The sequence below is a fragment of the Micromonospora sp. L31 genome, assembly GCF_052068075.1.
In the GTDB taxonomy this organism is placed as follows: Bacteria; Actinomycetota; Actinomycetes; order Mycobacteriales; family Micromonosporaceae; genus Micromonospora; species Micromonospora purpureochromogenes.
In genome coordinates this window covers 203,358-221,674 of the sequence record NZ_JBQHDC010000005.1, presented here as the reverse complement: position 1 = coordinate 221,674, position 18,317 = coordinate 203,358, and the positions used below count along the sequence as shown (strand labels likewise).

Below are 18,317 nucleotides of genomic sequence, written 5' to 3'. Positions count from 1 at the left end.
CCGACTGGACGTGTTGGCCGCGCACGCTGCCGTCAGGCCCTTCCCGCGCCAGCGAGGTCCATGACCTCGGTCAGCCGGGCACGCACCTCCGGGAGCGTGTCCAGCAACCTCATGACGTCAGTGACGTCGAGGCGCTCGGCGTTGTGCGAGGTGTAGTCCCACGGGTGGTGCCGGCGGGGGTCTCCCTCCTCAAAGTACAGCGAGTAGTTGAGGTCCCGACTGTCCACCGGTACGCGGAGGAACTGCCCGAGGTCTTCCGCCCTGGCCAACTCCTCCTGACTGGCCAGCGTCTCGTGCAGTTTCTCGCCGTGCCGGATACCCAGCACCTCGATCTTGGCGGGGACCTCGAACAGGTTGCACATGGCGGTGGCGAGGTCGCCGATCGTGCAGGCGCGGGCCTTCTTGATGAAGATGTCGCCGCTGCGCCCGTGCTGGAACGCGTGCTCGACGAGTTCCACGGACTCCGGCAGTGACATCAGGAAGCGCGTCATTTCCGGATCGGTGACCGTCAAGGGCACGCCGTTGCCGATCTGGTCGAGAAAGAGCGGAATGACCGAGCCCCGCGAACACATGACGTTGCCGTACCGGACGATGCAGATGCGGGTGCGGGCACCGGGATTGTTCCGCGTGTGCGCCTGGGCGACCTTCTCCATCAGGCCCTTGCTCATGCCCATGGCGTTCACGGGGTAGACCGCCTTGTCGGTGCTCAGGAATACCACGGCCTCGACGCCGTTCTGCACCGCCGCGTCCGCGACGTTCGCGCTGCCCAGGATGTTCGTCCGGACGGCTTCGAGCGGGAAGAACTCGCAGGAGGGGACCTGCTTCAGCGCCGCGGCGTGAAACACGAACTGGACCCCGCGGCTCGCCTTCGACACGGTATCGAGGTCGCGCACGTCACCCACGTAGTACCGGACGCGGTCGTCCCGGAGCCGGAGCCGCATGGCGTCCTGCTTGGACTCGTCCCGGCTGAGTACGCGGACCTCTGCCGCCCCGGTGGACAGCAGCCGGTCGACCATCGTCTGACCGAATGAGCCGGTCCCGCCGGTGATCAAGAATCGTCCGTTCGCTAGCGAAGGCGTCACCCTTTGTCCTTTCGTCTTCGACCTCCGGCCGGAGCCGGGTCGGGCCGGTCTCGCCAAAGGCTGACGTTAGCCCAGAATCGGACTCTATCCCCTTAAAGCGACAAAATAGGTTTTTCGACGTAAGGCGGGACCTGCGCCCCGAAGCATCGGCGGCGTCCGGCGGGTCCCGCCCCCCGGCGGCCGGCCCGAGTGCGACCCGCCCGACGACCGGGCCTCGGAAACGACGCGCGGGTGCGGTAGGAGCCGGCGCGGAGCGGCTGAACGTCGGAGGCGACGCACGGGTCGCCCGCCCGGAGTTCGGGCCACCCGATCGGGGTCCCGTCGTCGGCCGCGACCTCTGGTCGACCTGACCGCTGGCGCTGGCCCGACCGCCGGTCGCGTCACGAGATCGCCGCCGTCGTGACCTCAGGTCGGACGCGCAGTCGGCGGACCGCCGCGTCGTTCCGGCGGCCTGCCTGGTCAACGACGAGCGGTGCACCCGGTGACGACGGCCCGCGTACGGTCACCGGCGGGGCGCCTCCCGGGTGGTGACGGCCGTAACCAACCCGCGACGCTCCCGTTGAGCCCGGTGTTCCGGCCCGGTCGGAGGTGACTCCTCGCCGACGTCGCACCCGAGCTGGTCGCGACCGCGCCGGTTCTCCGGTCGCGACCGGAAGGCCGTTGCTCGCTCGTCGGTGCGCTCACCTGTGCATCCGCTCCGGCCGGCAGTTGCGCAGCGCTCAGGAGGTAGTCGTCATGGGGGATCGCCGGCCGGATGAACCGCGTCCACTCGAGCCGCGAGGGCGGCCCCTCGTCGGAGCACCCGGGGGCGGCCCGGTCGGGTCGGTCGAGCCCGAGGCGCGAACTCGGTTCGCCGAGCGGCGGTACGCGCAGGTGCTGGCCGGTCTGGGCTGGCTCTGCCTGGGGTGCGTTCCGCTCGTCCTCGACTCCCTGACCGGGATCGAGGATCGGCGTTACCACGGCACCATGGTCTTCGCCGTCCTCGCCCTGTTCTTCGGGATCTGGGTCTTCTGGCGGGATGGCGGGCCGAGGATCACTGTCGTCGGCACCTACAACCTCGGCTTCGCGCTGTTCGTCGGCTTCGCCGCCGCCTACCACGCCGTCCGGGACACGTCACCGGAGCTTCCGCTCTTCCGCGCGGTGACCCTCTGCTACTTCGTCCACGTTCTGACCTGGCTGCTGTTCTGGAGCGCGCCGTCCGCCAGGCCGGCCACGAGCCCGGTCCTGCGGGTCGACCCGGCCGTCTCCCGGTGGGCCGTCCGGTGGGGTCTGACCCTGCTGACCCTGGCGGTCCTCCTTCAGCTATCGCTGCCGGAGCAGTACAAGCACATCCTCATCAACGCGGCGGGATTCGTCGGTGTCGTGCTGTTGAGCGTCGGATTGCTGCGTACCCCGCTGCGCAAGCCGCCGCTGGTGTACGGCCTCGTGCCGGTCGCCGGCTTCGCCGTCTACTGCACCTTTCTCTTCGACGGTTTCGGTCGGATCGTCGTGGGTTCGCTCGGTCTTGCCCTGGCAGCCGTCCTGATCGACCGGAGCGGTCGCGGACGGCACGTCAAGGTCGCGATCCTCGCCCTGACGCCGATCGCGATCCTGGTGCTGGCGCGGATCCGCGCCGCCGCCCCGGTCGAGTCGGTGGTGGACAACGCCAATCGGGACATCGACGGCCTCTACTCGGTGGTGTGGCCGTTGCGCGACTTCGCTCAGCTCCTCAGCATGAACGACCTCGGTCTGCTGCCGCGGGCATGGGGCGGGACGTTCTACGCCGCGGCCGTCTTCCTGGTGCCGAGGGCCGTCTGGCCGGACAAGCCGCTGGGACTCGGCGCCGAGTTGGTGCCGTTCCTGTCTCCCGAGATGGTCGGAACCAACCAGTCCGACGCGGCGCTCTTCTTCGGCGAGTGGCTGTTCAACTTTGGCGTCGGCGGTCTGGCGCTGATGATCCCGGCGGCCGGTCTGGCTATCCAGTACCTCGACCGGCTCGCCCGACGGATCACGTCGGTGCCGCTGATGACGCCCCGGACGGTGCTGGCGTACGTGACCGGGATCGTCCTCACCGTGGGGCTCTTCGACGTCATCTGGGTCGGCGCCGCCACCTTCGCCGGACGTACCGGGTGCCGCCTGCTGGTGCTTGCCGCGCTGCTCCTGATCATCCCCAAGGGCGCTGCGGCGCAGCGGACGACCGCGGTGCCGCACCGGCCCGGCGGCGCCGGGGTCCACGCCGAGCGGCTGCTCCCGGCCGCTGCGGGCACGTCGTCCTCCGCGCCTGGCCGCCAGGACCCGGCGGTGGGCCGACCCCCGCACGGAGGCGGATGACCGCGCGCCCGGCCGGCCATCGGACGGTCGGAGAGCGCGGGGAGCGCCGAGACATGAAGGGCCGTTTTGTTCCGCTTTGTGGCCTTTCATGGCTTTTCATGCTGATAGGACTGTTGTATGGCTAAAGGCATTCTCGAAGAACCGGTGGGGCGCGCCCTGGCTCACCCCCCTGCCGCCGCCGACCAGGCCCGTTCCGGCGCCTTGGCGGGGCGGCCGTACGACCGCTGGAAGCGGTTGATCGACATCGTCGGTGCGATCGTCGTGCTGATCCTCGCCGCGCCGGTGATGGCCGTCGTGGCCGGCGCGATCCTGCTCGTCCTGGGCCGTCCGGTGCTGTTCCGGCACACCCGGCCCGGTCGCGACGGCAGGCTGTTCGAGCTGGTCAAGTTCCGCACCATGCACCCCGTCGACCCGGCGCGCGGACTGGTGTCGGACGCCGACCGGCTCAACCCGCTGGGTCGGTGGTTGCGTGCCACCAGCCTGGACGAGCTTCCCGAGTTCTGGAACGTGCTCCGCGGTGAGATGAGCATCGTCGGGCCGCGGCCCCATCTCGTCCGCTACCTCACCCTGTACAGCCCGCGACAGGCGCGGCGGCACGAGGTGCGACCCGGCATCACCGGGCTCGCCCAGGTGCGCGGCCGCAACGCCCTCGACTGGCAGCACAAGTTCGAGTACGACGTCGAGTACGTCGACCGGCGATCGTTCTGGTTGGACGTGCGGATCCTCGCCGCGACGGTGCGGGTGGTGCTCAGGCGGGACGGCATCTCGGCGCCGGGCGCCGCCACCTGGCACGAGTTCACCGGCAACGCGGAGCCCGACCCCGGCTTGCTGCGGCCCGCCGGAGAGTCCGTCCGTCCCGGCGCTCGATGAGCCGGGTACTGCTCTTCGGCGCCGGCGGCTTCCTGGGCCGGCACATCCACGGTGCGCTCGCGTCGCATTCCATGGTCCTGGCGCCGGATCGATGGGAGTGCGACCTGGTCGGCATCGAACTGTCGGCGCTGGTCGCCCTGCTCCGCCGGGAGAAACCGGACGCGGTGGTGACCGCAGCGGGTCGGATCAGCGGCTCCGGGTACGACTTCGTGCAGGCGCACGTGGCCACCACCGCCAAACTGATCGAGGCGGTGGCTGCCGGTGCGCCCCAGGCCCGGCTGGTCCGGATCGGTTCCGCGGCGGAGTACGGCGCCGTACCGCACGGGAGCGCCGTGACGGAGGACCATCCCGCCAGCCCGGTGGGCGAGTACGGACTGAGCCATCTCACCGCCACCCGGCTGGCGCAGCTCGCCGGGGAGTCGGCCCGGGTGGACACGGTGGTCCTGCGGGTGTTCAACCCGGTCGGTCCGGGCATGCCGGCCGGCAACGTGCTCGGCCGGGCGGCGACGCTGATCAGGACGGCGCTGGCCCGGGGGGAGGAGCGGGTGTCACTCGGCCTGCTCAGCACCTACCGGGACTTCGTCGACGTACGGGACGTGGCGGACGCGGTGCTGGCCGCGATCCGCAGCGGGCCGCTCGCCGAGCGGATCTTCAATGTCGGCAGCGGGCGGGCGGTGGCCACCCGGGAGGCGATCGGCCGGCTGGCCGAGGTCGCGGGCTTCACGGGAGAGGTAGGCGACGGCTCGTTGGCGCCCGACGCCGGTCGGTCGGCCGCCGTTCCGTGGATGTGCGCCGACATCGGGCGCAGCGCCCGTGCGTTGGGCTGGGCCCCGCGACACACCTTGACCGCCTCGCTGATGGCGCTCTGGCAGGAGACGGCCGCTGGCCGGCCGACGCCGGAGCTCGTGCCGTAGATCCGTGGAACCGCAGTGGACGTGCAGCGCTCCTGACTGGAGTCGGTACAGTGCTGCGGCCAGCGACAGGCACACGTCCGACCGCGTGGTGCGCGAGAGCGCCGACCGGGTGCTGCACGGGCTCGAGGAGGTCGGTGTCGAGGCCCGCGGCGGCATCGCCGCCGACGACGTCGAACTGACCGTGTCGGCGGCGTGAAGAGGCGGCCCAGGACGCTCCGGACCACGGCGAGGACGCCGTGGTCTGGCACGAGATCGCGGCCAAGACCGGCGAGCAGATCGTGCTCACCGGGACCTGCCTGGTGCTGATCGTGGTCGCCACGATGATCGCCGGCATCGGGGTGCTGCTCGACCAGCCCATCCTGATCGTCGGCGCGATGGTGGTCGGACCCGAGGTCGGTCCCCTCGCGGCGTTCTGCGTGGCGCTGCTGCGGCGCACCCCGCACCGGATCCTCCGCTCGGTGCAGCCGCTGGTGGTGGGGTTCCTGACGGTCATGGTCGCCACCGTGCTGAGCACCTGGGCGCTCACCGCCGCCGACCTGGTCAACCGGGAGATGCTGCAGGACGAGCGGCGCTGACCGACTTCATCTGGCGGTCGGACGCGCTCTCCTGGGGTTCGGCCTGCTCGCCGGCGTGGCCGGGATGCTCTCGCTGACGTCGAAGAAGTCCGGCTCGCTGGTCGGCGTGCTGATCTCGGTTACCACCGTCCCGGCCGCCGGCCGGTTCGGCCCTCCAGCTGGTGATCAACCTTTGCGCGACCGTCCTGGCCGGTCTGGCCACCCTGGCCGTGCAGCAGTTCTGGTGGTGGCGGGTGGGGCGCCAGGTGATCCCTCGCCGGGCCGCCGCTGCCCGGCGACTCACTCTCGGTCGTTTCCGGCCTCCAGTCGGCGGGTGAGCAGGGCCCGCAGCGGCACAGACTCGCCGTCCCTGCCGCTCGCGCTTACGATCAGCGGCGCCTGGGACGGTGCGGTCGCCCCCGGGCCACGTGGTGGCGTGGGGCGGGGGTGTGAGGCTTCAGCTTCCGCCCGTCCGTACGGTGGCCAGGGCGTTGTCGAGCCGGGGCGCGAGCGTCCGGGCGTAGGTGGCGGTGAGATGGTTGGTGTCCCGATAGACGAGTACGCCGCCGATGACCGGCGCGCAGCGGTCGGTGGGACAGATCGCGTCGTTGAGATTGACCAGGTGGATTCCCGGCTGTCCCTCGGCGGCCCGCTCCTGCGCGATGCCACCCCCGCCAGCCAGCACCTCGTCACGTTGCGGGGCGCACCGAGTGAGCCGGTTCGGGTTGGCGGAGACGCACTCGACCGGGTCCCGACGGTGGTACGGCGGGTCCCGGAGCACCACCACCGGCACTCCGATCCCGGTCATCTCCCGCCAGGTGTTCCGTAGCCCGTCGGCCAGGATGTCGTGCGCATCCCGGGTCACCAACTCGCCGTCGCGCACTGTCAGGTAATGGGAGTTGCCCACCAGCAGCAGGTCGGGCGGGTCGGCGCGCAGTTGGCCGCGGACCCGCTGGTTCCATTCGGTGCAACTGGTGTACGGCTGGCCGTCCAGCGCCACCTCCATCGCGAGGAACGGGCACGAGGACTTGGTGTGCGTCACCACCCGCCACCTCCGCTGCACCGCGACCGCCTCCAGCGCCGGCAGCCACTGCGCGGCGTGGGAGTCGCCGGCGAGCACGACGGTGTAGGAGGCGTCCTTGACCCCGTACACACAGGTCAGTGGCTCGCTGCTGTTCTGCTGGACCTGACAGTTGGTGCGGCTCGTGGCCGGGACGTCCTTCGCGGCGACCAGCGGGTCGGGGGTGATCGAGTCGACCCGGTCGACCGGTCTCCCGGCCTGATCACCCCGGGGCGACTTGCTCAGGACGGCGGCTCCCGGCGGTCCGGCCGGGGCGGGGGCGCCAGCCGACGCGCTGCTCCCACCCGGTGGCGGCACCGCAGACGCGGACACCGGCGGTCGGGCCGGCGACCAGACGGTCAGCTGGAAGAGCAGGCCGGCGACCACCGCCGTGCCCGTGCAGAGGCCGCCGATCCCCAGCGCCTGCGCCGGCTGCCAGTGCAACGTCTGCGAGCGGCGGATGGGGTTCTCGACGAAGTGGTAGGTGAGGACCGCCGGGACCGCGGAGAGCGCGACCACCGCCAGGCGCGCGGACGCGCTCAGCTCGCCGAACCGGTAGTCGGCGACGATCAGCAGCGGCCAGTGCCACAGGTAGAGCGAATACGACAGCGCGCCGACGCCGCGCATCGGTGGCAGGCTGAGCAGCCCGGCCGGCCCGGCCCGCCCGGCGGCCACCGCGAAGGCGATCACCACCGCTGTGCCGGCGGTGGGCAGCAGGGCGACGTACCCGGGGAAGGCCGACGCGGAGTCCAGCAGGAAGGCCGAGGCGACCACGGTGACCAACCCGGACCAGGCGAGCACGACGGCGAGCGGACGGGGGGTGCGGTGCAGTCGGGCACCGACGATGGCCACCGCGCCGCCCAGGGCGAGCTCCCAGATCCGGGTGGTGGTCACGAAGTACGCCGGTGCCCGATCGGCCGACGTCAGGAATACCGACCAGGCGAAGGACGGCAGGGCCACCACGGCGAACCCGACCATCAGCACGCCGCGGCGTAGCCGTCGCCGGCCACCGAGAACGGCCAACCCGAGCAGCAGCAGCGGCCAGATCAGGTAGAACTGCTCCTCGACGCTGAGCGACCAGTAGTGCTGCACGACGCTGGGTGCCTGGTCGACGAACATGTAGTCCACCGACTGCTCGGCGAGCCGCCAGTTCATCACGTACAGCGCGCTGCTCACCACGTCCCACGCGGTGTTGGAGAAGCGCACCTTCGGCAGGAACAGGTACGTGAGCAGCAGGGTGACCACGAGCACCAGGCCGGCGGCCGGCAGCAGCCGCTTCGCCCGTCGGGCGTAGAAGCCCACCAGCGAGATCCGTCCGGTGCGGTCGAGTTCCTCGACGAGCAGGCCGGTGATCAGGAAGCCTGAGATCACGAAGAAGACGTCCACGCCGACGAAGCCGCCGGGGATGAACTGGCTTCCGGCGTGGCCGACCAGTACCAGCAGGACCGCCAGGGCGCGCAGTCCCTCGATGTCGCCCCGGAAGGATGCCCGTGGTGCGGCCTTCGGCCTGCTTCGTGTCTGGGTCATTGTCACGCCCTGCGCTAGAAATCCGGTTAGCGTTGCCGTTAGGGGTTATATCCCACAAACGGACGTTCGTCCGGTTTTCGCGGTCTTGCGCCGTGTCGCCGTGTCGTCGGAGTTCGGCCGTCCGCCGCTCCCGTGCGGGGTGAGCGGAGCTGGAGCGGTGTCCGTCCGGCCTGGACCGTGAGGCCGACATCTCGAAGGTGCGCGTGGCGACGGGCCCCGGCGCGGGCGGTAGGGTTCTCCGGGCCGCGCCGGGCGGTTCGTGCCTCGAGGGGAGCGATTCTTGCTGCACTTGAGGATCATCGCGCCGGCCGACCGGTCGTCCCAGGTGGCCGACCTGCTCGCCGACAACCCGGGGGTGGCGCACCTGGCCGTGATCCCCGGCGCGGCCCGGCAGCCGCCCGGCGACCTGGTCCTCTGCGACGTGGTCCGGGAGAGCGCCGACCGGGTGCTGCACCAGTTGCAGGAGCTGGGGGTCGAGGCGCACGGCGGGATCTCCGCCGACGACGTCGAGCTGACCCTGTCCCGGGCCGCGAAGCAGGCCGCCCGGGACGCCCCCGGTCACGGCGAGGACGCGGTCGTCTGGGACGAGATCGCCGCCAAGACCGGCGAGCAGACCGACCTGACCGGGACGTACCTGGCGCTGATCATCGTCGCCACGATGATCGCCGGAGTGGGCGTGCTGCTGGACCAGCCGATCCTGATCGTCGGCGCGATGGTGGTCGGCCCCGAGTTCGGCCCTCTCGCCGCGCTCTGCGTCGCGCTGCTGCGCCGCAAGCCCCGCACCATCGTCCGCTCGGTGCAGGCGCTGACGGTGGGCTTCCTCGTCGCCATGGTGGCCACCGTGCTGAGCACCTGGGCGCTCACCGCCGTCGACCTGGTCAACCGGGAGATGCTGCTCGCCGAGCGGCCGCTGACCGACTTCATCTGGCGGCCCGACGCGCTCTCCTGGGTCGTCGGCATCCTCGCCGGGATCGCCGGGATGCTCTCGCTCACCTCGAAGAAGTCCGGCTCGCTGGTCGGGGTGCTGATCTCGGTCACCACCGTGCCGGCCGCCGCGAACGTCGCCGTCGCCGCCGCGTACGGGGTGTGGCACGAGGCGGCCGGGTCGGCGCTCCAACTCGTGATCAACATTTGTGCGATCGTGCTCGCCGGGCTGGCCACCCTCGCCGTGCAGCAGCTGTGGTGGTGGCGGGTGGGCCGGCGCGCCGGCCGGGTCACCGCCAGTCGTCCCCAGCCTCCAGTCGGCGGGTGAGCAGCGTCCGCAGCGGGATCGACTCGCCGTCCCGGCCGCCCCGGCCGAGCACCAGCGGCGCCGGATCGGGCTCGGGGTCGACGCCGAAGAGCCGGCCGCGCAGGCTGGGCGGCACGCTGAGCAGGTGGAACCGGCCCGCCGTGTCCACCGCCCGGGTTCCGGCGCGGTCGACGTACCAGCCGGTCAGCCGGGTCCGGTAGCGACCGCGACCGTCGTGCCCGCGGGCGACCAACGGCGTGGTGCGCAGGCCGCGCCGGGTCGCCTCGGCGGCGAACCACGCGACCAGCTCAGCGGCCTCCGCGTGCTCGGCCGCCCGCTGCCGATCGGCGGCCGCCGCGTGCGCCCGCACCGCCCGCTGCTGCCGCTCCCGCCACTGGAGGCCGTCGTCCGCACCCATGCCGCGACGGTACGCCCACCACCCCGGGCCTCCGCCCCGGGCGCGCCCTGCCTGCTCGACCGGGTCGGTCCTGCCCGGTCGCCCGGTCCGGCCCCGCCCAGCTCCCGGTCCGGTGCTGCCTGGTCGCCTGGGCGGGTCCTGCCTGGTCGCCCCAGTTGGTCCTGCCGCCTCGTCCGGCCGGGCGGGGGAGGCAGGCGGTGAGCCGTTCGACCGCCGCCGCAGCTGGTCGGGCCACGGCACTCTCGGCTGGCGGGTTACGGAGAGTCAGGTCGTTCACGGGATGGACCGTGGTGAGCGATATGCCTGTGAGTCATAAATATGCCTCACAGGCATATCGCTCGATAGTCACACGCCGGCCCCGCCCGACACGCGCGGTCGACATGCCGCAAAGCACTGGCCGGCGGTGCCTGCCCAAGGAGGTGCCAGGCAGGCACCGCCGAGCGGCCCCGGTGGAGACAACGGACCCTGCGCACCGGCATCGCGTGATCGCCCTCCTGCGCACCGGCATCGGGTGATCGCCGCGCGGGCGGGACCACGCGATACCGCCGGGGTCAGGCCAGGCCGGCCCGCCGCAGCGCCTCGGCCATCGCGTCGTTCACCGGGGCGGAGGCAGAGCCGCCACGGCCCTGCCGCTGCTGCGGCCCGCCGCGCCCGCCGTCCCGCTCCCCGCGCTGCCCGCCTTCGCCGCCGCCACGTCCGCCGGTGCCGCCACGTCCGCCGGTGCCGCCACGCCCGTCAGCGCCCCGCGGGTCGGAGCCGCCGCGCGCGTCGGATCCCCCGCGCTGCCCGCGGGTGTCGGAACCGGTCCGCCCACCATGGTCGCCGCGCGCCCCGCCACGCTCCCGGCGCCCGCCCTCGGCCGAGGCCGACGGGCGACCGGCGCTGCCGGCGGTGTCCTCGTCCAGCCGGAGGGTGAGCGAGATCCGCTTTCGGGGCACGTCCACGTCCAGCACCTTGACCCGGACCACGTCGCCGGACTTGACCACGTCCCGCGGGTCCTTGACGAAGGTGTGGGACATCGCCGACACGTGCACCAGGCCGTCCTGGTGGACGCCGACGTCGACGAACGCGCCGAACGCCGCGACGTTGGTGACCACGCCTTCCAGCAGCATCCCCGGGGTCAGGTCGCTGATCTTCTCCACCCCCTCGGCGAAGGTGGCGGTGCGGAACTCCGGCCGCGGGTCGCGGCCCGGCTTCTCCAGCTCGGCGAGGATGTCGGTGACGGTGGGCAGGCCGAACGTCTCGTCGACGAAGTCGGTGGCCCGCAGCCCGCGCAGGATCGCCGACTTCCCGATCAGCGAGCGCAGGTCCTGCCCGGTGCTGGCGAGGATCCGCCGCACCACCGGGTACGCCTCGGGGTGCACGCTGGAGGAGTCCAGCGGATCGTCGCCGCCGGGGATGCGCAGGAAGCCGGCGCACTGCTCGAACGCCTTCGGGCCGAGCCGGGGCACCTTCTTCAGCTCCGCTCGGGACCGGAACGGGCCGTTGGCGTCGCGGTGCAGCACGATGTTCTCCGCCAGGCCGGCGCCGATGCCGGAGACCCGGGTCAGCAGCGGTGCGGAGGCGGTGTTGACATCCACCCCGACCGCGTTGACGCAGTCCTCGACCACCGCGTCCAGCGAACGGGAGAGCTTCACCTCGGACAGGTCGTGCTGGTACTGCCCGACGCCGATCGAGCGCGGGTCGATCTTGACCAGCTCGGCGAGCGGGTCCTGGAGGCGGCGGGCGATGGAGACCGCGCCGCGCAGCGACACGTCGAGCCCGGGCAGCTCCTGGGAGGCGTACGCGGAGGCGGAGTAGACCGACGCGCCGGCCTCGGAGACCACCACCTTGGTGAGGTTGAGCTGCGGGTACCGCTTGATCAGGTCACCGGCGAGCTTGTCGGTCTCCCGGCTGGCGGTGCCGTTGCCGATGGCGACCAGCTCGACGCCGTGCGCCCCGGCGAGCTTCGCCAGGGTCTCGATCGAGGCGTCCCACTGCCGGCGCGGCTCGTGCGGGTAGATGGTGTCGGTGGCGACCACCTTGCCGGTGGCGTCGACCACCGCGACCTTGACGCCGGTGCGCAGGCCCGGGTCCAGGCCCATCGTCGCGCGGGTCCCGGCGGGCGCGGCGAGCAGCAGGTCACGCAGGTTGGTGGCGAAGACCCGGACGGCCTCCTCCTCCGCCGCCTGCCACAGCCGCATCCGCAGGTCCGCGCCGAGGTGGATGAGGATCCGGGTACGCCAGGCCCAGCGCACCGTGTCGGCGAGCCACTTGTCGGCGGGCCGCCCCTGGTCGCTGATCCCGAACCGGCCGGCGATGGCCGCCTCGTACCGGGTCGGGCCGGTGACCACGGCGTCGGTGTCGCCCTCGGCCTCCGGGTCCATCGTCAGGTCGAGCACGCCCTCCTTCTCGCCCCGGAACATCGCCAGGATCCGGTGCGAGGGCAGCCTGGGGTACGGCTCGGCGAAGTCGAAGTAGTCGGCGAACTTGGCGCCGGCGGTCTCCTGGCCGTCGCGTACCCGGGAGACCAGCCGGCCCCGCGACCACATCTGCTCGCGCAGGGTGCCGATCAGGTCGGCGTCCTCGCCGAAGCGCTCGATCAGGATGGCCCGGGCGCCCTCCAGCGCGGCGGCGGCGTCGGCCACGCCCCGGTCGACGTCGACGAAGCCGGCCGCCGTCTCGCGCGGGTCCCGCGCGGGGTCGGCGAGCAGGGTGTCGGCGAGCGGCTCCAGCCCGGCCTCGCGGGCGATCTGCGCCTTGGTCCGCCGCTTGGGCTTGTACGGCAGGTAGATGTCCTCCAGGCGGGACTTCGAGTCGGCCGCCATGATCTGCGCTTCCAGGGCCTCGTCGAGCTTGCCCTGGCCGCGGATCGACTCCAGCACGGCGGCCCGCCGCTCGTCCAGCTCACGCAGGTACCGCAGCCGCTCCTCGAGGGTGCGCAGCTGCGCGTCGTCGAGCAGGCCGGTGGCCTCCTTGCGGTAGCGGGCGATGAACGGCACGGTGGCGCCGCCGTCGAGCAGCTCCACGGCCGCCCGCACCTGACGCTCCGCGACGCCGAGCTCGTCGGCGATCCGCTGATGAACTGACTGGGTCACGATCTTGATCCGCCTTCGCTGTGGGTTCCGTGCTGCATTCTGCCGCCCGCCCCCGACGGCGCTCGCGACACCCGCCGGACGCGCCTGCGCTAGCGTTGCGATCATGGAACAACCAGCGGATCCGCGGGCCCGCCGGCTCTTCGGCGGCAGCGCCCGGGCGCTCGGCGACCTGGCCGCCAGCCCGTTCCGGGCCGACCGGGACCGGATCGTCGGCTCGCCGTTCTTCGCCCGGCTCAACGGCGTCACCCAGGTGATCAGCCCGGGTGGGTCCGGCCTGCTGGTGCACAACCGGCTCACCCACAGCCTCAAGGTCGCCCAGGTGGCCCGGGCGATCGCCGAGCGGCTCACCGCCGGCCCGGCGCACTGCCGGCTCCTCGACGAGCTCGGCGGCCTCGACCCGGACGTGGTCGAGGCCGCCGCGCTCGCCCACGACCTCGGCCACCCGCCGTTCGGCCACCTGGGGGAGCGGGTGCTGGACCGGCTGGCCCGGCAGCGGCTCGGCCTGCCGGACGGTTTCGAGGGCAACGCGCAGTCGTACCGGATCGTCACCAGCACCGAGATCCGGGGCGCGGCCACCACCGGGCTCGACCTCACCGCCGCGGTCCGCGCGGCCCTGCTGAAGTACCCGTGGACCCGGCTGGACCATCCGGACCCGCACCCGCGGCACCTCACCCCGGCGCCCCGGGGCGCGGCCGCCCCGCCCGACGACCCGGAGAGCGGGTCGGCGAAGTTCGGCGCGTACCGGACCGAGCTGGCCGACCTGCGGCAGGCCCGGGAGCCGTTCGCCGGCCGGATCGCCGACTGGCAGCAGACCGTCGAGGCCTCGGTGATGGACACCGCCGACGACATCGCGTACGCGATCCACGACGTGGAGGACTTCTACCGGGTGGGGGTGCTCCAGCAGGGGGCGGTCGCCGCCGAGCTGATGGCCTGGCAGCGGGAGGGCGGTCACCTGCGCGCGGTCACCGACGCGGCGCTGACCGGCGCGGCCCGCCGGCCCGGCTCGGCGATCGAGCGGCTGCGCCGCCAGCTGCACCGCAAGGACGGCTGGATCGCCGACGACGACGCGTTCTCCGCCGCCGTCGAGCACGTCCGGCAGGAACTGGTCGAGGGCCTGCTGGCCATGCCCTTCGACGGCTCGATCGAGGCCGAGCAGTACGTGGCCCGCTTCTCCGCCCGCTGGACCACCCGCTTCGTGGACGCGATCACCGTGGTCCGCCGGCCGTCGGTGCGCTCCGGACACGTGCTGCTCGCCCCGGCCCAGTGGCACGAGGTGCAGGTGCTCAAGTTCGTCCACCACCGGTTCGTGCTGGCCCGCCCCGACCTGGCCCTGCACCAGCGGGGTCAGGCCCGGCTGTTGGGCACGCTGGTCGAGGCGCTGTGGGAGTGGCTGCTCGACCCCGAGGAGGAGTCCCGGCTGCCGCGCCGGCTGCACGACCTGGTCGAGCTGGCCGAGGCGGAACTGCACCCGCGTACGGCGGACCGGATCGGCCGGGCCCGCGGCCGGGCCATCGTCGACTTCGTCGCCCAGCTCACCGACGGCCAGGCGGTCGCCATGCTGGACGCCCTCTCCGGCCGCTCCGGCGCCCTCTGGACCGACGCCTTCGTCCTTTGAGCGCCCGGCCAGGGCGACGGCCGGTGGGCCGGCACCGGCGGCGGGTACGTCAGGCGACCGCCTGCCACCAGCCGTCCACCGGCGGCGGGTCGTCGACCACCACCCGCTCGCCGGGGCGGGGCACCGCCAGCCGCACGTCGCGCGCCTTCGCCTCGGCCCAGAGCCGGTCCACCGGCTCGGACCAGTCGTGCAGGGCCAGGTTGAACGTCGCCCAGTGCACCGGGAGGAAGAGCCCGCCGCGCAGGTCGAGGTGGGCCGAGACGGCCTCCTCGGGAAACATGTGGATGGCCGGCCACGCCCGGTCGTACGCGCCGATCTGCATCAGGGTGACGTCGAACGGCCCGTGCTCCGCGCCGATCTCGGCGTACCCGTCGAAGTAGCCGGAGTCGCCGGTGTAGAAGACCTTGCGGTGCGCGCCGGCGACCACCCAGGAACTCCAGAGGGTGCCGTCGCGGCGCAGCCCCCGGCCGGAGAAGTGCTGGGCGGCGGTGGCGATGATCTCGAGCCCACCCACCCGGTGCCGCTCCGACCAGTCCAGCTCGACGATCCGTTCCGCCGGCACGCCCCACCGGTCGAGGTGGGCGCCGACCCCCAGCGGCACCAGGAACGGCGCGGACTGTCGCCGGGTCAACTCCTGCACGGTGGCCATGTCGAGGTGGTCGTAGTGGTCGTGGGAGATCAGGATGGCGTCGACCGGGGGCAGGTCGGCCAGGCGTACCGGGGGCTGGTGCAGCCGCCTCGGCCCGACCGCGGCGGACGGCGAGCAGCGGTCGCTCCACACCGGGTCGATCAGGACCTTCCGCCCCTCGATCTCGATCAGCGCCGAGGCGTGGCCGTACCAGACGATGTTGAGTTCGCGCTCGACGTCGGTCGCGGGCGGGGGCGTCGGGGGCAGCAGCGGGACCGGGGCGGTGGGGCGCCGGCGTTGCTTGCCGAAGATCAGCTCCCAGACCAGGTTCCGACCCGGGTCACCGGTGGTCATCGTCCGGGTGGCGGCCCGGTTGTGGAAGGTGCCGTCGCGGAACTGGGGGGAGCGGGCGGCCCGTTCCGCCCGGGCCCCGGTCAGCCGCCCGCCCAGCGCCGCCGGCACGTCCCGCGCCGCCCAGGCCAGGCCGGCCACCGCGGCCAGCCCCGTCATCCGCCACAGCCGCCCGCCGAGTGCCCGGTCGAGTTCCCGGTCCGCTGGTGCCCGCATCGCCACGTCCCCTCCGCCGTCTCCCGAGTACACGGTAGCCACCGCGTCACCCCCGCGCCGGACCGCCGCCGCACCCACACCCCACCCGCGCACTTTCCAAGAACGCGTCCCCACGTCGCCCGGCACGCCCCGCATCGCCCCACGCACTTTCAGAGAAGGCGTGGCTATTCCGCGCGCCATAGCCACGCCTTCTCTGAAAGCGCGGCCAGAAGATGGCGCGGTTCGGGGACGCGGCGGGGCCGGGGAGGTGGGGCGGCGGACGGTGGTGGGAGGAGCGAGGACGGGGCGTGGATGGTCAGCGGAGGCGGCGGAGGGCGGCGGCTCCGGCGGTGACCGCGGAGGTGGCGGTGTTGCCGACCGTGCGGGCCAGGCGTGGCAGGTCGGGGAGCCAGCCGCCGCGGACGGCCTCGCCGGCCGGGTTGGGGGCGAACAGCACGCCCTCGTGCGGCGGCACCTGCCGGTCGGTCAGCCCGCCCCAGCGCATCAGCGGCCCGACCAGCGCGTCGTAGACGCCGGGCAGCACGGTGAAGCCGGCCCGCATGAGCAGGTTCACCCGGCCCACCGAGATCTCCCGGCGGGGCCGGTCGGCGCAGTCCACGATCGCCCGGGCCACCCGTTGCGGGGTGGTGATCGGCAGCGGCGGTCGGCCCATCCGGCCCAGGTAGTTGGCGGCCTGCTGGTAGACCGGGGTGTCCACGCTGCCGGGGGTGACCAGGCAGACGTGCACCCCGGGCAGGTCCCGCGACTCCTGCTGCAACGTCCGGACCAGGCCGTGCAGGCCCCACTTGCTGGTGACGTAGCCGCTCAGGTAGGGCGCGGTGATGTGCCCGAGCACCGAGCCGGTGAGGATCAGGGTGCCGCCGCCGGCGGCCTTGAACTGCCGCAGCGCGACCCGGGCCACCCCGGCGGAGGCGAGCAGGTCGGTCCGCACCACCTGGTCGAAGACCTCCGCCGGGATCTCCTCGAAGCGCCCGTACGCCATCACCGCCGCGGTGTGCACCCAGACGTCGATCCGGCCGAACTCCCGCAGCGCCGCCTCCGCCAGGGCGTCGAGCGCGCCGGGGGCGGTCACGTCGGTGGGCACCTCACGCACCTCGGCGCCGGCGTCGCGGCACTCGCGGCGTACCTCGGCCAGGGTGGCGGGGGAGCGGGCGGCGAGGACCAGCCGGTCCCCGCGCCCGGCGAACTCCCGGGCGGCCGCGCGGCCGATGCCGCTGGTCGCCCCGGTGACCACCACCACCCGGCTCACGGTGCGAGCACGACTTTGACGCAGCCGTCCTGCTTCTTCTGGAACATCTCGTACGCCTGCGGCGCCCGCGCCAGCGGCACCCGGTGGGTACGCAGGTCCTCGACGCCCAGCGGGTCGTCGTCGCCGGAGAGCAGCGGCATGATCTCGTCGGTCCAGCGGCGCACGTGGCACTGCCCCATCCGCAACTGGATGCCCCGGTCGAACATCTCCATCAGCGGCAGCGGGTCCACCTCGCCGCCGTACACGCCGGAGATGGAGACGGTGCCGCCCCGGCGGACCGCCTTGAGCGCGGCCTTGAGCACCACGAGCCGGTCGACGCCGACCTTGTCGGTCATGGTCTGGGCGAGCTTGTCGGGCAGCAGCCCGGCGGCGGCCTGGGCCAGCTTGCCCGAGGTGGCGCCGTGCGCCTCCATGCCGACCGCGTCGATCACCGCGTCCGGGCCGCGCCCGTCGACCAGGTCGACCAGGGTGGCCGGCACGTCCTCGAGCTCGCTGACGTCGAGGGTCTCGATGCCGTGCCGGCGGGCCATCTCCAGCCGCTCCGGCACCAGGTCCAGCCCGATCACCCGCTCGGCGCCCAGGTGGCGGCCGATCCGGGCGCAGAGCTGGCCCACCGGCCCCAGCCCGAAGACGGCGAGGGTGCCGCCGGGCGGGGTGTCGGCGTACTTCACCGCCTGCCAGGCGGTGGGCAGGATGTCGCTGAGGTAGAGGTAGCGCTCGTCCGCGCCGGTCTCCGGGATCTTGACCGGGCCGAACTGGGCGTGCGGGACCCGCAGGTACTCGGCCTGGCCGCCGGGGACGGAGCCGTAGAGCGAGGTGTAGCCGAACAGCGCCGCGCCCTTGCCCTCCGAGGTGACCTGGGTGGTCTCGCACTGGGCGTAGAGCTGCCGCCGGCACATCCAGCAGTCGCCGCAGGAGATGTTGAACGGGACGACGACCCGGTCGCCCGGCTCGAGCCGGGTCACGCCCGGGCCGATCTCCTCGACGATGCCCATCGGCTCGTGCCCGAGGACGTCGCCGGGCTTCAGGTACGGCGCGAGCACCTCGTACAGGTGCAGGTCGGAGCCGCAGATCGCGGTGGAGGTGATCCGGACGATCGCGTCGCTGGGCTCCTCGATCCGCGGGTCGGGTACCTCCTGCACCCGGACGTCCCGCTTGCCGTGCCAGGTCAGTGCCTTCATGCCTGATCGTCCCCTCTCGGTGCCGTCCATGGGA

Annotated in this window: 13 protein-coding genes; 6 read left to right on the top strand and 7 right to left on the bottom strand. The window is 72.9% G+C overall.

Annotated features, from left to right (window positions below; genetic code table 11):
- Positions 1–32 precede the first annotated feature (32 nt).
- Positions 33–1,082: a polysaccharide biosynthesis protein gene (locus ACTMS9_RS16350; protein ID WP_154938435.1), complete on the bottom strand. Its 1,050-nt coding sequence runs from the start codon at positions 1,080–1,082 to the stop codon at positions 33–35.
- Positions 1,083–1,955: 873 nt separating this feature from the next.
- Here ACTMS9_RS16350 and ACTMS9_RS16345 point away from each other — a divergent pair.
- The 4 genes from ACTMS9_RS16345 (at position 1,956) to ACTMS9_RS16330 (ending at position 5,751) form a co-directional block, all read left to right on the top strand.
- On the top strand, positions 1,956–3,392 hold the full coding sequence (locus ACTMS9_RS16345) for a hypothetical protein (protein WP_441165359.1): 1,437 nt from the start codon (positions 1,956–1,958) through the stop codon (positions 3,390–3,392).
- A 117-nt stretch (positions 3,393–3,509) separates the two neighbouring features.
- The gene (locus tag ACTMS9_RS16340; protein ID WP_154938431.1) at positions 3,510–4,262 is read left to right on the top strand and encodes a sugar transferase; all 753 of its coding nucleotides are present in this window, start codon (positions 3,510–3,512) and stop codon (positions 4,260–4,262) included.
- The gene (locus ACTMS9_RS16335; RefSeq protein ID WP_441165358.1) at positions 4,259–5,176 is read left to right on the top strand and encodes an NAD-dependent epimerase/dehydratase family protein; all 918 of its coding nucleotides are present in this window, start codon (positions 4,259–4,261) and stop codon (positions 5,174–5,176) included. The genes ACTMS9_RS16340 and ACTMS9_RS16335 overlap by 4 nt, the downstream gene beginning before the upstream one ends.
- A 236-nt stretch (positions 5,177–5,412) precedes the next feature.
- Positions 5,413–5,751, top strand: coding sequence for a DUF389 domain-containing protein (locus tag ACTMS9_RS16330; protein ID WP_441147991.1), 339 nt, complete (start codon positions 5,413–5,415; stop codon positions 5,749–5,751).
- Between the two features lie 436 nt (positions 5,752–6,187).
- On the opposite strand, the gene ACTMS9_RS16325 is transcribed toward ACTMS9_RS16330, so the two are convergent.
- On the bottom strand, positions 6,188–8,317 hold the full coding sequence (locus ACTMS9_RS16325; protein WP_441165357.1) for an acyltransferase family protein: 2,130 nt from the start codon (positions 8,315–8,317) through the stop codon (positions 6,188–6,190).
- Positions 8,318–8,597: 280 nt separating this feature from the next.
- On the opposite strand from ACTMS9_RS16325, the gene ACTMS9_RS16320 reads away from it, so the two are divergent.
- Positions 8,598–9,569, top strand: a complete 972-nt coding sequence (locus ACTMS9_RS16320; protein WP_441147993.1) for a DUF389 domain-containing protein — start codon at positions 8,598–8,600, stop codon at positions 9,567–9,569.
- Here the strand turns inward: ACTMS9_RS16320 and ACTMS9_RS16315 are convergent.
- Positions 9,532–9,966, bottom strand: coding sequence for a hypothetical protein (locus ACTMS9_RS16315; RefSeq protein WP_441147994.1), 435 nt, complete (start codon positions 9,964–9,966; stop codon positions 9,532–9,534). The genes ACTMS9_RS16320 and ACTMS9_RS16315 overlap by 38 nt on opposite strands.
- A 551-nt stretch (positions 9,967–10,517) precedes the next feature.
- Positions 10,518–13,043: a Tex family protein gene (locus ACTMS9_RS16310; protein WP_441165356.1), complete on the bottom strand. Its 2,526-nt coding sequence runs from the start codon at positions 13,041–13,043 to the stop codon at positions 10,518–10,520.
- A gap of 103 nt (positions 13,044–13,146) precedes the next feature.
- Between ACTMS9_RS16310 and ACTMS9_RS16305 the strand changes: the two genes are divergently transcribed.
- Entirely contained in the window at positions 13,147–14,658 is a 1,512-nt protein-coding gene (locus ACTMS9_RS16305) for a deoxyguanosinetriphosphate triphosphohydrolase family protein (RefSeq protein WP_441165355.1), read from the top strand.
- A gap of 49 nt (positions 14,659–14,707) precedes the next feature.
- Here the strand turns inward: ACTMS9_RS16305 and ACTMS9_RS16300 are convergent, their stop codons facing one another.
- The 3 genes from ACTMS9_RS16300 to ACTMS9_RS16290 all read right to left on the bottom strand — a co-directional run bounded on the left by ACTMS9_RS16300 (position 14,708) and on the right by ACTMS9_RS16290 (position 18,283).
- Positions 14,708–15,853 (bottom strand): MBL fold metallo-hydrolase, encoded by a 1,146-nt coding sequence (locus ACTMS9_RS16300; RefSeq protein WP_280837453.1) that lies wholly within the window; start codon positions 15,851–15,853, stop codon positions 14,708–14,710.
- Positions 15,854–16,148: 295 nt separating this feature from the next.
- Entirely contained in the window at positions 16,149–17,102 is a 954-nt protein-coding gene (locus ACTMS9_RS16295; RefSeq protein WP_441147997.1) for an SDR family NAD(P)-dependent oxidoreductase, read from the bottom strand.
- Positions 17,099–18,283, bottom strand: coding sequence for a zinc-dependent alcohol dehydrogenase (locus ACTMS9_RS16290; RefSeq protein WP_441147998.1), 1,185 nt, complete (start codon positions 18,281–18,283; stop codon positions 17,099–17,101). The genes ACTMS9_RS16295 and ACTMS9_RS16290 overlap by 4 nt, the downstream gene beginning before the upstream one ends.
- Positions 18,284–18,317: the final 34 nt, after the last annotated feature.

Bases quoted from the DNA above. Each gene is read 5' to 3' on its own strand.
- ACTMS9_RS16340 (WP_154938431.1), top strand. From the start codon at position 3,510: ATGGCTAAAGGCATTCTCGAAGAACCGGTGGGGCGCGCCCTGGCTCAC.
- ACTMS9_RS16335 (WP_441165358.1), top strand. From the start codon at position 4,259: ATGAGCCGGGTACTGCTCTTCGGCGCCGGCGGCTTCCTGGGCCGGCAC.
- ACTMS9_RS16325 (WP_441165357.1), bottom strand. From the start codon at position 8,317: ATGACCCAGACACGAAGCAGGCCGAAGGCCGCACCACGGGCATCCTTC.
- ACTMS9_RS16315 (WP_441147994.1), bottom strand. From the start codon at position 9,966: ATGGGTGCGGACGACGGCCTCCAGTGGCGGGAGCGGCAGCAGCGGGCG.
- ACTMS9_RS16305 (WP_441165355.1), top strand. From the start codon at position 13,147: ATGGAACAACCAGCGGATCCGCGGGCCCGCCGGCTCTTCGGCGGCAGC.
- ACTMS9_RS16300 (WP_280837453.1), bottom strand. From the start codon at position 15,853: ATGCGGGCACCAGCGGACCGGGAACTCGACCGGGCACTCGGCGGGCGG.
- ACTMS9_RS16290 (WP_441147998.1), bottom strand. From the start codon at position 18,283: ATGAAGGCACTGACCTGGCACGGCAAGCGGGACGTCCGGGTGCAGGAG.